Below are 11,664 nucleotides of genomic sequence, written 5' to 3' on the forward strand. Positions count from 1 at the left end.
CAGCTGCACGTAGCGCGGGTCGGCGAGCGAGCGGGCGGCGGCGGCGACCTGGTCGCGCAGGGCCGCCTCGAACGTCGCCGACGGATCGGGCGTGACCGTGGGGGGGACGGCGGCGCGGAAGACGTCGAGCACGAGGGCGTCGATCGATCGCCAGTGGCGGTACAGGGTCGACTTGGCCACACCGGAGCGCTCGGCGATCGCATCCACCGTGAGCGCCTGTGCGCCCTCCTCGACGATCAGGTCGATCGACGCCTCGATGATCCGAGCACGACTGCGCTGCACGCGCGCGTTCTCCGAGGAAGCGACCTCGAGGGTCTCGTCGGCGGTTGTCACGGGAGTTCGGGCAGGCACTGGAATGCTACGATACAGTTTCGTTGCGTTAGCGGGCGGCGTGCCCGCGAACCCAACCGTACAAGCACACCCGGCAACGCTCGGGTCGACGTGAGAGGGACACGGGTGGACGAACACAGCCATCTCGAAACACTCGAGGCCGGACAGGTCGTGGCCGACCCGGTGCAGCGACAGCGGATCCTGATCGCCATGTGCTTGGCGCTCATGGCCGTCATCGCGTCGGTGGCGGGCCTCAACGTCGCCCAGCAGGAGCTGGCGATCGACTTCGGTGCGTCACAGAACGACATCTTGTGGATCATCAACGCCTACACGCTCGCCCTGGCCGCGCTGTTGATGCCGATCGGCGCGATCGGTGACCGGTGGGGCCGAAAGCGCGTGCTGGTGATCGGCCTCGGCGTGTTCATCGCGGCGAGCCTCGGCGGCGCGCTGGCGGGGTCGACGGCGATGATGATCGCCGCACGCGCGCTCGCGGGCGTCGGCGCCGCGATGATCATGCCGGTCACGCTGTCGGTGATCACCTCGACGTTCCCGCCCGAGGAGAAGGCCAAGGCCATCGGCATCTGGACCGGTGTCGCCGGCGGTGGCGGCATGATCGGAATGTTCGTGTCCGCGTTCATGGTCGACGTCGTGACCTGGCGCTGGCTGTTCGCGTTCCCGATCGTGCTCATCGCCGCGAGCCTGGTGCTGTCGCTGCGCTACGTCCCCGAGTCGAGGGAGGACAGCGAGCACCCGTTCGACATCGCGGGATCGGTCCTGTCGTTCCTCGGTATCGGCGGCCTCGTGCTCGGCATCCACGAAGGCCCTGAGCGTGGCTGGGGCGACCCGATCACCGTGGTCGGGCTCGTGGTGGCGGTGGTGTGCATCATCGGGTTCATCGTCGTCGAGCTGCGCCGCCCGGCGCCGCTGCTCGACATCCGCTACTTCGCGGACCGTCGCCTCGCTGCGGGGTCCGTCACCCTGTTCTCGATCTTCGCGGTGTTCTCCGCGATCTTCTTGGTGCTGTTTCCCTTCTTCCAGGCCGTGTTGGGATGGTCTGCGTTGCGGTCGGCGGCGGCGATGCTGCCCATGTCGTTCGTGATGATGCCCGCCGCCGCGCTGGTCCCGAAGGTGATCATGAAGATCGGGTCGCGCCTGACGCTGCTCACCGGCGTGGCGCTCGCCGGCGTTGGCCTCGCGACGTTGGCGACCATGGCGTCGGTCGACGGTGGCTACCTCGCGGTGCTCCCGGGTCTGCTCATCATCGGTCTCGGGGGTGGGTTCTGCATGACGCCTGCCACCGAAGCGATCACCGCCGCGCTCCCCGCCGACAAGCAAGGTGTCGCCTCGGCCATGAACGACACGACCCGCGAGGTCGGCGGCGCCGTCGGCGTCGCGCTGCTCGGCACCATCCTCGCCGCCAGCTACAAGTCCTCGATCACCCCGAACCTCGACCAGTTCCCCGACCAGGTCAGCGACGTCGCCCGTGAAGGCATCGGCGCCGCGTTCGCCATCGCACCCCAGGCCGGCGACCAGGCCCCGACGCTCATCGAGACCGCCCAGCAGGCCTTCGTCGACGCGTGGACCCACACCATGTGGATCGGCGTGGCGATCACCGCCGTCGTGTTCGTCTACGTGTTGCTGCGCGGCCCTCGCGTCATCGACCCGGCCATCGAACCCGACGCCGTCACCGGCCTGGCCGACCGCGATCCCGGCGACGATCTCACGGTCAGCGCCACCGAGTAGCGGGTACGACTCACCGGACATTCCGTTCGAGTAACAAAGGAGCATCTCCATGGCTTTCGAGCTTCCCGCCCTTCCCTACGGCCTCGACGACCTTGCACCTCACATCTCTGCCGAGACACTCGAGTTCCACCACGGCAAGCACCACCAGGCCTACGTCACCAAGCTCAACGAGCTCATCGACGGCACCGCGGATGCCGACAAGTCGCTGGAGGAGATCATCCGCGACAGCGACGGTGTGCTGTTCAACCAGGCCGGTCAGCACTGGAACCACAGCTTCTACTGGAACTGCATGACTCCCGGCGGCGGTGGCGAACCCACCGGCGAGGTCGCCGAGCGCATTGGTTCGTCGTTCGGTTCCTACGACGAGTTCGCCAAGCAGTTCACCGAGGCCGCGATGGGCCAGTTCGGCTCCGGCTGGGCGTGGCTGGTCGACCCGGGCGACGGCTCCCTGGCGATCCAGAAGACCCCGAACGCCGACCTGCCCCTGGCCCACGACGCGAAGGCGTTGCTCACCATCGACGTGTGGGAGCACGCCTACTACATCGACTTCCGCAACCGCCGTCCCGACTACATCGACACCTTCCTCACCCACCTCGTCAACTGGGACTTCGTCAACCAGAACCTCCAGTGACCAGCCACGCCCGGAGCCGGCTACTCACCGCCGCGGCGGAGCTCCTCGCCAGTCGCGGCTACGACGCACTGTCCGAGTCCGCGATCGTCGAGTCCGCCGGACTTCCGTCAGACAGCTTCGACGGGCACTTCGTCGACATCGACGACCTCTGCCTGGTGGTCCTCGGCGAGATCGGGCGCGCACGGGTCCGCGCTGTAGTGGGCGGAGTCCGCGGTAGTGCGGTTGCCGTGCCGTCGCCTGCGATGGGCGGCCATCTCCCGTTCCTCGGCGATGCGCACGACATGGAACAGCTCGAGGCTGAGCTGCGCCGCCTCGCACCCGTAACGAGGCGGCGCGCTACGGCCTCTCGGTCGTCGAAGCGCGAGTCGCCGCCGCGAACGGCCGACGAACCACTCGGCTCGTGTGCGCTTGACGGAGCCCGTCGTCGGAGTTCGTGGAGCCGCCGCTGCGGAAGCACGGGAACCTGCCGCTCGAAGGGGGAAAGCGCAGTTCTCGCCGCAGCGGCGGCTCCACCCAACAGAAAGCATCCAACCTGCGCTTCCACCGTTGACCAACTCGGTAGTGCGACGTCGCCTGCTGACACCTGCTTGGTTCTATCCGGGGCGTGGCGGGTAGGGACCTGACGCGTTGCTCGCCGCCGTCCAGATGCGAAGGAGGCGCGTGGCGCCGATCACCGAGGAGGCGAAGCGATGCCATCGAAGTCCGCGAACGTCAAGAACAAGGACCAGTACGAAGCCCTCAAGGACAAGGGGATGTCCAAGGAGCGGGCTGCCAAGATCGCCAACTCACCGAAGGCATCGAAGCACGGGGGCGAGAAGTCGCACTCCGGATCGGGCAAGGCCAACCAGGGCGGCACCACCGCTCAGCACAAGGCGGCCGGACGAAAGGGCGGCAAGGCCACCGCGAAGAAGTCCTGAACACCCAGCCTGAGGAGGCTGCCATGACCACCGCTCGTGAGATCATGTCCGAGGACACGACCTATTGCTCCACCGACACCACCGCTGCCGTCGCCGCACGGCGCATGGCGAGCGAGGACATCGGCGCCGTGCCCGTGTGCGACGCCGACGGACACCTCAGCGGGGTGGTGACGGACCGTGACCTCGCCGTCAAGATCGTGGCCGAAGGCCGCGACCCGGCGTCGGTTCGCCTTGGGGAACTCATCGACGAGTCCGAGGCCGTCACCATCGGCGCAGATGACACCGCCGAGGAGGCGATCCGCACCATGAAGGACCACGCAGTGCGACGCCTGCCCGTCATCGATGGCACCGACCTCGTCGGCATGGTCAGCCAAGCTGACATCGCCCGAGCGATGCCCGACGCCAAGATCGGGGACCTCGTCGACGCCATCTCCAGCGCACCCTCGAACGGCTGAGGATCGATCCCATGACGAAGGTGCTCGAACGACTCGACGGCGCAACGGTAGTGGTCGTGGGAGCTTCAAGCGGGTTCGGTCGCGGAGCTGCGCTCGAGCTTGGCCGGCGTGGAGCCAACGTCGTCGTCGCAGCGCGTCGTGGTGAGCTGCTCGACGAGGTGGCGCAACAGATCGGCGACGCCGGCGGCAGCGCGATCGCGGTCACCGCGGATGTGAGCGAGCCAACCGACATCGACGGGATCCTTCGCGCCTCGCTCGATCGGTACGGACGCGTCGATGTGTGGGTCAACAACGTTGGCGTCGGCGCCTTGGGGTTCTTCTGGGAGATCCCGACCGACGTCCACGCCCGTGTCGTCGACGTCAACCTCAAAGGCCTCATCTACGGAGCCCATGCCGCACTGGGTCAGTTCGTGCGCCAAGGCGCAGGAACGCTCGTCAACGTGGGCTCGATCGACAGCGAGGTCCCCCTCGCCCTGCAGAACACCTACGCAGCAACCAAGGCGGGCGTGTTGAGCCTGAGCCGTTCGCTCAGCGAGGAACTCCGACTCGTTGGACTCGACGACAAGATCAAGGTGGCGACGATCATGCCGTGGGCGGTCGACACGCCGTGGTGGGAGCATGCCGCGAACTTCAGCGGACATACGCCTCGCATGGCGGCGATGGACGATCCTCAGATCGTCGTCGACGCCATCGTCGAGGCCTGCCTCGACCCCGGCGAGGAAACGCCGGTAGGTGCGAAGGCCCGCGCCTCGGACTTCACGCACCACCTGTTCCCCGACCTGACCGAACGCCTATCGGCGACCATCGCGGACCGCGAGCGCCGCAGAGGAGACGAGGTGCCGGACTCGACGGGAACCCTGTTCGAACCGATGGAGAAAGGCCGCACGGTCGAGGGCGGGGTCCGCGAGCGGATGGCTCGCGAAGACGCGAACACGTGACCCAAGCGGTTGCGCAAATGGGGCGCAGTCGCTGAACCCACAACCAACCAGGATGGCTCCGACCTGTCGACCGACGACATCGAGCGACTCGCTGGCGAAACGGGGCAGGACGCCGAGCACGCTCGCGTCGGAGATCGAGCTGCACTCAACTCTACCCTGTCGTGCGTTTTCGACCGGGGTGCTCGACCGGCTTCACGTCGCCACGAACGTGATCGGAAGCCCCGACGTCACGGCTCCGCCTGCCGAACCCGAAGATCGACGCCACCGGTGTGATCAAGCTCACGTCGCGTCGACTTCGCCACCCGGCGGCCTTGAGATCGTGCGACTCGAATGATGAATCTCGAGGCGGCGAGCGCGACGGCTTCGTTTCTACTGTTCCTTCTACTGTGCGGCGCGTGACGGGGCTGTACCCGCTGGCACGACGGCAGTAGAGTGAGGGGCGAAACCCCTGCAAGAGGGCACGATCCGGTACTCATAACCCGAAGGTCGTGGGTTCAAATCCCACCCCCGCCACCAACGACATGGCAGTGATGGCAAGGCCTCCGAGTGATCGGGGGCCCTGTCGCGTCAGGGCCCCGCTACCGGGTGTCTACCGACGCCTACCGGCTATGCGGCGGCCGCGACCTCGCCGACTTCTCGTGAATGGTTGGAGAGGAGTTGTCCAAATGTGGCGGCGGCGTCGTCCTGCATTCCGGGAAGCACGTGCTGGTAGGTCGTCATCGTGAACGCGGGGTTGGAATGGCCGAGGCGTTCGGAGACGACCTTTATCGGGACCCGGTCACGCAACAGAAGGCTGGCGTGGGTGTGGCGCAGATCGTGGAACCGGATCGGTGACACGTCGAGGGGGCGCTGTGCACGGTCGAACGCCTGCGAGACGCTGTGTGGGTGGAGGGGCTGGCCGTCGGGGCGGACGAACACGAGCCCGTGAGCGTTGGCGGCGCCAGCCTCTGCGAGCCCCGTTGTCTGCTCCTGTCGCCATCGGGCGAGCAGGTCCATCGTGTCGGCGTCGATGGTGATGTTGCGCCGGCTGGTGCGGGTCTTGAGTCGTGAAAACTCGAGGCGGTACCCGATCGAGGTGAGGGCCTGGGTCACTTCGATGCGTCGGGTGTCGAAGTGGACGTCGTCCCAGCGCAGGCCGAGGACCTCGCCGCGCCGCATCCCGGTCGCGGCGGCCAGTCGGAACAACATCGAGTAGCGGTTGGCGGCGGTCTCGGTCAGGAAGTCGCTCAGTTCGGCGGCGGTCCACGAGCGGGCGCGGCGTCGAGTCGATGGTCGCTTGCGGGGGTCCGGGACGTGTGAACCCTGCGCCGGGTTCGACGCCAGGAGGCCCCGTCCGACTGCGTCGTTGAGTGAGGATCTGATGATCTGGTGGAGGTTCGTAACGGTCTTCGCTGCGAGTGGCCCACCTCGCCTGCTGCCGGTGATGAGGAGGCGTCGGTAGAGCGCCTCGAGGTGCTCGGTCCGGAGCCGACGAAGCGGTGTGTCGCCGAGGTGTGGGAGCAGGTAGTGCTCGACCGAGGTGACGTAGCGGGCATGTGTCGTGGGTGCGAGTGTCGCCTCCTTGGCAGGGAGCCATTGGCCGAGGATGTACTCGGCGACGGTCAGTGACGAGCCGGTGTGGCGTTGTCGGGCGCGTTGCTCAGTGAGGTCGTTCGCGAGTTGCTCGGCGCCAGCGCGGTCGTCGCAGCGGTGCCAGCGTCGGCGGTCCCTGCCCGATACCGGGTTCCGGCCTTGGTAGATCACCGCGTAGAACACGCCTCGCTTCTCGGTCACGTACGCCACCTGTCGCTCCTCATCATCGGGGTTCGGTAGCGGAGTCGGTAGCAGGCGACGGGATGCGCAGGCCATGTCGTTCTGTGATCGGGTGGGTGCCCCGACGTTGGGCAGTGACCATCGGGTCCGATGGCCGGGTGCCGTCGTGGCGACCGGGGTCTCTCCGGGGAAGTGCGGGGTGGTGCGGTGCAGGGATTAGGTCAGAGCATGGAGCCGAGGTCGCTGCCGACGGTGGGGTACGCGGCGTTCATGGACTTGAGCTGTCGGGTGGTGAGGCCGAGCTTGATGGCGAGCGCGCAGATATTGATCAGCTCGCCGTACTCGGGTCCGAGCATGTGGGCGCCGACGATCGTGTCAGTGGCGCGGTCGATGAGAATCTTGGCGGCGGCGGCGGTCTCGCCGATGCGGTAGTTGGAGTACCAGCCGCTGGTGTCGGTGTAGCGGACGTCGAGGTCGATGCCGGCGTCTCGGGCCTCGGTCTCGAGCAGGCCGACTCGGGTGAGTTCAGGGATGGTGAACACGGCGGTCGCGATCCCGCTGTAGTTGGGTGTGGTGGCGGCGGCTTTGAGCATGTTGGATGCGGCGACTCTGCCTTCGAACACTGCGACGGGGGTGAGCGGCGCACCGGGGGTGTCGGCGGCGTCGCCGGCGGCGTAGATGCGTGGGTTGGTGGTGCTCTGGAGGTGGCTGGCGACGTGGACGCCGTGCGTGCCGTGGGCGATGTCGGCGGCGTCGAGGTCGAGGCGATCGAGTTCGGGTTGGCGGCCGGCGCCGTGCACGACGAGATCGGTGGTGATCGTGGTCTGTCTGCGATGATCGTCGAGGGTGACGTGGTAGCCGTCGCCGCTGCGGTGCACGGCGACGATCTCGGTGTTGCGGCGCACGTCGATGTCGATGGTGTGGCTGCGGGTGACGAGGAGTTCGACGAGGTCGGGGTCGAAGCCGCGCAGCGGGCGGGGGCCGTGGTCGACGATGACGGTGTGGGTGCCCGTGCGCGCGGCGATGTGGGCGAACTCGAAGGAGATGAACCCACCGCCGACGAAGAGGATCCGTGGGGGGAGCGCGTCGAGGTACAAGAAGCCGGTGGAGTCGATGAGGTGATCGGCGCCCGGGAAGTCGAGTGGTCGGGGTCGGGCGCCGGTGGCGATCAGGGCGTGTCGGAACTGGTGGTTGGTGCCGTCGATGTCGAGCCGGTCCGGGCCGGTGAATCGTGCGGTGCCGTGGAGGGTGTCGACGCCGTGGCGCCCGAGGCTGGTTTCCATGTTGGCGGGGACGGGGTCGGTGAAGCCGTGCATGTGGGCGCTGAGCGCCGTCCAATCGATGGCCAGTCCGGCCGGGTCGATGCCTTTGCCGGTGAGGAGGTGTGCGGCGTCGATGATCTCGGCGCCTCGGCGCAGGATCTTCTTCGGGTCACATCCCCGTAGCGCGCAGGTGCCGCCGTAGGGGAGGTCGTCGACGATCGCGACGCGCCACCCGGCGGTCGCGCATTTCTCCGCGGCGGCGCTGCCGGCCATGCCGGCGCCGATCACGATCAGGTCGTAAAGGTCGAACGTCCTGCTCATGTCGGGCTCACTCGATCTGTCGTCGTGGCCGGCCCGGTGCCTGTGAGCGAGCGGTGGATGTCGGCCAGGCAGCACTTGGTGGACGGATTGAGGTGCTCGCAGGCGCAGCGCCGGTCGGCGACGGCGTGCTTGATCGCCGACTTGATGGTGCTGGCACCGCCGTTCCGGGCGGCGTCGGCGACGAGGTCGTCGGCGGTGTGCGCGAAACAGAAACACACCGGCGTCGGTCGATCAGTCGCTTTGTGAGCGACCTGGGCGATGACTGCGTCGGCGTCGACCGTGATCTGGTCGAGGTGGTACACGACCCGACACCCCGCTGTGGGGCAGTGTTGCCAGGCGCCATCGGCTGGGTCGTGATGGTGCGGGCGAACCGGTGCCGAGCCGACGATCGGGCCGACCTCGCCACACGACGGACACGGCCTCGAAGGGCCGGTTGGGATGCTGCAGCATGAGCTCACTGCCCAGCCTGCTGATGGGGCGCTGTGGCGCCAACGGCGACTGTGGATACCAGACCTGCGCTCGCTATCCCGGGACCTGGGTGGCACACCCGCTGGCGGTGCCACCGAAGCACCCCGATCACTGCGATGAACGAGGCGGGCGCAACGGTGATCCAACTCCCGACTTCGAGCCCGGCGATCACACCCGCAGCTCCCAAGGAGCCGAGCAGCGGCAGACCGCAGCACACACCGAACGCGGCAGCACCTGCAGCAACGGGAAACAGCGGATCGTGCCTGCGGCTCGTACCTCCGCGGTGTGTCGGCAGGGCTTCTGTCTTGGTCACGTGGTCCTCTCGATGTTCGCGACGACCGTGTCGATTGATGGCAACATAAACCCTGATCCGTACTCCAAGGTCAAGGAGTACTGTCGTCGTATGCGCATCGGAGATCTGGCGGCAGCTGCGGCGATCCCTACCGAAACCGTCCGCTACTACGAGAAACGCGGTCTGCTGGCCGCCCCGCCGCGTTCAGCCAACGGCTACCGCACCTACGATGATGCTGCTCTCAACCAACTGCGCTTCATCCGGACCGCGCAAGCGGCCGGGCTCACCCTCGCCGAGATCGGCAGTGTGATCGAACTCCGCGACGATGGCACCACGCCGTGCGGCCACGTCACAGCGCTTCTGGCCGACAAGATCGCCGAAGTTCGCGAACGGCGGGTCCAGCTCGCTGCGCTCGAACAGGAACTCATCCGCCTCGTCGATCGCAGCGCCACCTTGAACCCGGCCGACTGCCGGCCGGACGACATCTGCCACGTCCTGTCGAGCGACGGATCGATCGACGCCAGTGCGAATTGGGGTCCGCCACTGAGGTGATCAGGCACCCGCGCCGCGGGCGGAACAGCCGCCTCCGCTGCGATCAGTGTCATCGGAGGGAACGTCAGTCGCTCGGCCGGTGAACGCCCTGACGACCAGCCGAAGCCGTGCGGTTCGATCGACCGACGAGCGCGAGAATCAGACCGATGGATGACCGGACGCAGCGATTCACCACAACCGTCGTGCGCGACCCGAGGCGTCGGGTCCTGGTCCCGCTCCCCTTCGATCCCGACGACGCATGGGGCCACAAGCCCGCCCACCCTGTCGCTGGCACCGTCAACGGCATGGCGGTGCGCGCCGTCATCGAGACACTCGACGAGCGATCGGCGATCCTGCTCGGGCCGGCCTGGCGGCGGGACTGCGGCATCGCGCCGGGCGATGAGGTCGACGTCGTGCTCGAGCCCGAAGGGCCTCAGCGCGACGACCTCGCTGGGGACGTGGCCACAGCGCTCGACGCGGATCCGGCTGCCGGGGAGTTCTTCGACGGGCTCGCCCAGTTCTATCGCCGCGCTTACCTGCGCTGGATCGACGGCGCAACGCGTCGACCGGACCTACGTGCTGCTCGCATCGACGAGGTCGTGGCACTGCTGCACGCTGGCATCAAGCAGCGACCGCGCTGAGATTGGTTCCCCGTGCAGGCCGCCGGGCGAGCACGGAGTGCGGGGCGGTGACTGAGTCCCGCGGCGTGGTGGGAAATCGAGTGTGATGCTCGATGTGTTCAGCCGGCGAGTGCTGGCTGATCGGGGTCAGTGTCGCGCGGCTGGTTGAGCTCGGCCATCGAGCCCTCCGAGAGGTAGCGCCGGGCGATGGCCCATTCGTCGTGTTGGTCGGCGAGCACGGCGCCGATGAGGCGGATCGCGGCGGGGTCGTTGGGGAAGATCCCGACGACGTTCGAGCGTCGCTTGATCTCCTTGTTCAACCGCTCGAGCGGGTTGTTCGACCAGATCTTGCGCCAGTGCGCCGACGGGAACGCGGTGAACGCGAGAACGTCGGTGCGCGCGGTTCGCATCGACTCCGCGGCCTTCGGGAACCGATCCTCGAGGGTGGTGGTGACGTCGTCCCAGCGAGCCTCGACCTCGGCGGGTGTGCCGAGCGCGAAGATCGACCGGAACGCCGCGGCGACGAACTCGCCGTGCGACTTCGGCACGCACGCCAACAGGTTGCGGGCGTAGTGCACGCGGCAGCGTTGCCACGACGCTCCGGTGAAGCACTTGCGGATCGAGGCCTTCAGCCCGGCGTGCGCGTCGGAGATCACCAGACGCACACCACCGAGCCCGCGGTCACGCAGCGACCGCAGGAACCGGGTCCAGAACGTCTCATCCTCCGAGTCACCGATGTCGACGCCCAACACCTCGCGTCCGCCGTCCGCAGTGATCCCCGTCGCGACGACCACAGCTCGTGAGACGACCTGGCCGAGCGCGTCGTCACGCACGTTGATGTACGTCGCGTCCAGATACACGTAGGGGAAGCCGGTGTGGCCGAGGGTCCGGTTGCGGAACGCGTCGACCCGCTCATCCAGACCCGCGCAGATCCTCGAGACTTCGGACTTCGAGATGCCGGTATCGACGCCCATCGCAGCGACCAGGTCATCGACGGAGCGAGTCGACACACCGTTGACGTAGGCCTCCATGATCACCGCGTACAACGCCTGGTCGATGCGGCGGCGGGGCTCGAGCAGCTCGGGGAAGAACGAGCCCTTGCGCAGCTTCGGGATCCCCACAGCCAGGTCCCCGGCCTTCGTCGACAACGTCCGGGGCCGGACGCCGTTGCGGTGCGTCACCCGGTCATCGGATCGTTCGTAGCGGGCGGCGCCGATCTTCTCGGTGGCTTCGGCGTCGATCAGCGCTTGGAGCGCCCACTGGGCGAGCTCGCGGACGAGGTCGGTGCCCTCCCCGACGCGGAGCGCGTCAAGCAGTTCGGACAGGGCAGAATCGGACAGGGCCATCGGTGTGGTCTCCTCGGTGTGCACTTGGTCGTACACATCGAGCATCACGCCGATGGCT

Annotated in this window: 13 protein-coding genes; 7 read left to right on the top strand and 6 right to left on the bottom strand. The window is 67.5% G+C overall.

Going from position 1 to position 11,664, the window contains the following annotated elements:
• Nucleotides 1-351 (bottom strand): TetR/AcrR family transcriptional regulator (locus tag M9952_16330; GenBank protein ID MCO5314491.1); only part of this gene is annotated, 351 nt, incomplete at its 3' end.
• A gap of 105 nt (nucleotides 352-456) precedes the next feature.
• On the opposite strand from M9952_16330, the gene M9952_16335 reads away from it, so the two are divergent.
• Entirely contained in the window at nucleotides 457-2,073 is a 1,617-nt protein-coding gene (locus tag M9952_16335) for an MFS transporter (GenBank protein ID MCO5314492.1), read from the top strand.
• Between the two features lie 49 nt (nucleotides 2,074-2,122).
• Nucleotides 2,123-2,704 (top strand): superoxide dismutase, encoded by a 582-nt coding sequence (locus M9952_16340; protein MCO5314493.1) that lies wholly within the window; start codon nucleotides 2,123-2,125, stop codon nucleotides 2,702-2,704.
• A 107-nt stretch (nucleotides 2,705-2,811) separates the two neighbouring features.
• Here M9952_16340 and M9952_16345 read toward each other — a convergent pair whose 3' ends face one another.
• The gene (locus tag M9952_16345) at nucleotides 2,812-2,958 is read right to left on the bottom strand and encodes a hypothetical protein (protein ID MCO5314494.1); all 147 of its coding nucleotides are present in this window, start codon (nucleotides 2,956-2,958) and stop codon (nucleotides 2,812-2,814) included.
• 435 nt (nucleotides 2,959-3,393) lie between these two features.
• Between M9952_16345 and M9952_16350 the strand changes: the two genes are divergently transcribed.
• The 3 genes from M9952_16350 to M9952_16360 are packed head-to-tail and all read left to right on the top strand — an operon-like array spanning nucleotide 3,394 to nucleotide 5,014.
• On the top strand, nucleotides 3,394-3,621 hold the full coding sequence (locus M9952_16350) for a hypothetical protein (GenBank protein MCO5314495.1): 228 nt from the start codon (nucleotides 3,394-3,396) through the stop codon (nucleotides 3,619-3,621).
• A 23-nt stretch (nucleotides 3,622-3,644) separates the two neighbouring features.
• Entirely contained in the window at nucleotides 3,645-4,076 is a 432-nt protein-coding gene (locus M9952_16355) for a CBS domain-containing protein (protein ID MCO5314496.1), read from the top strand.
• Nucleotides 4,077-4,087: 11 nt separating this feature from the next.
• Nucleotides 4,088-5,014, top strand: a complete 927-nt coding sequence (locus M9952_16360) for an SDR family NAD(P)-dependent oxidoreductase (protein MCO5314497.1) — start codon at nucleotides 4,088-4,090, stop codon at nucleotides 5,012-5,014.
• 606 nt (nucleotides 5,015-5,620) lie between these two features.
• Here the strand turns inward: M9952_16360 and M9952_16365 are convergent.
• The 3 genes from M9952_16365 to M9952_16375 all read right to left on the bottom strand — a co-directional run bounded on the left by M9952_16365 (nucleotide 5,621) and on the right by M9952_16375 (nucleotide 8,651).
• Complete coding sequence (locus M9952_16365; GenBank protein MCO5314498.1) at nucleotides 5,621-6,787, bottom strand: site-specific integrase; 1,167 nt, start codon at nucleotides 6,785-6,787, stop codon at nucleotides 5,621-5,623.
• A gap of 200 nt (nucleotides 6,788-6,987) precedes the next feature.
• The gene (locus tag M9952_16370; GenBank protein ID MCO5314499.1) at nucleotides 6,988-8,349 is read right to left on the bottom strand and encodes an NAD(P)/FAD-dependent oxidoreductase; all 1,362 of its coding nucleotides are present in this window, start codon (nucleotides 8,347-8,349) and stop codon (nucleotides 6,988-6,990) included.
• Complete coding sequence (locus tag M9952_16375) at nucleotides 8,346-8,651, bottom strand: hypothetical protein (protein ID MCO5314500.1); 306 nt, start codon at nucleotides 8,649-8,651, stop codon at nucleotides 8,346-8,348. The genes M9952_16370 and M9952_16375 overlap by 4 nt, the downstream gene beginning before the upstream one ends.
• A gap of 146 nt (nucleotides 8,652-8,797) precedes the next feature.
• Here M9952_16375 and M9952_16380 point away from each other — a divergent pair, with 146 nt between their 5' ends.
• Together M9952_16380 and M9952_16385 are read left to right on the top strand one after the other, a co-directional pair.
• A complete protein-coding gene (locus tag M9952_16380) occupies nucleotides 8,798-9,661 on the top strand; it encodes a heavy metal-responsive transcriptional regulator (protein MCO5314501.1) in 864 nt (287 codons plus the stop codon).
• 146 nt (nucleotides 9,662-9,807) lie between these two features.
• Nucleotides 9,808-10,281, top strand: coding sequence for a YdeI/OmpD-associated family protein (locus M9952_16385; GenBank protein MCO5314502.1), 474 nt, complete (start codon nucleotides 9,808-9,810; stop codon nucleotides 10,279-10,281).
• 98 nt (nucleotides 10,282-10,379) lie between these two features.
• Here the strand turns inward: M9952_16385 and M9952_16390 are convergent, their stop codons facing one another.
• The gene (locus M9952_16390; GenBank protein MCO5314503.1) at nucleotides 10,380-11,606 is read right to left on the bottom strand and encodes an IS256 family transposase; all 1,227 of its coding nucleotides are present in this window, start codon (nucleotides 11,604-11,606) and stop codon (nucleotides 10,380-10,382) included.
• Between the last annotated feature and the right edge of the window lie 58 nt (nucleotides 11,607-11,664).

The organism is Microthrixaceae bacterium, assembly GCA_023957975.1.
GTDB lineage: Bacteria > Actinomycetota > Acidimicrobiia > Acidimicrobiales > Microtrichaceae > JAMLGM01.

Excerpts from the sequence above, each read along its gene's own strand:
- M9952_16345 (MCO5314494.1), bottom strand. The coding sequence starts at position 2,958 with ATGGCCGCCCATCGCAGGCGACGGCACGGCAACCGCACTACCGCGGAC.
- M9952_16390 (MCO5314503.1), bottom strand. The coding sequence starts at position 11,606 with ATGGCCCTGTCCGATTCTGCCCTGTCCGAACTGCTTGACGCGCTCCGC.
- M9952_16340 (MCO5314493.1), top strand. The coding sequence starts at position 2,123 with ATGGCTTTCGAGCTTCCCGCCCTTCCCTACGGCCTCGACGACCTTGCA.
- M9952_16350 (MCO5314495.1), top strand. The coding sequence starts at position 3,394 with ATGCCATCGAAGTCCGCGAACGTCAAGAACAAGGACCAGTACGAAGCC.
- M9952_16380 (MCO5314501.1), top strand. The coding sequence starts at position 8,798 with ATGAGCTCACTGCCCAGCCTGCTGATGGGGCGCTGTGGCGCCAACGGC.
- M9952_16385 (MCO5314502.1), top strand. The coding sequence starts at position 9,808 with ATGGATGACCGGACGCAGCGATTCACCACAACCGTCGTGCGCGACCCG.
- M9952_16370 (MCO5314499.1), bottom strand. The coding sequence starts at position 8,349 with ATGAGCAGGACGTTCGACCTTTACGACCTGATCGTGATCGGCGCCGGC.
- M9952_16355 (MCO5314496.1), top strand. The coding sequence starts at position 3,645 with ATGACCACCGCTCGTGAGATCATGTCCGAGGACACGACCTATTGCTCC.
- M9952_16360 (MCO5314497.1), top strand. The coding sequence starts at position 4,088 with ATGACGAAGGTGCTCGAACGACTCGACGGCGCAACGGTAGTGGTCGTG.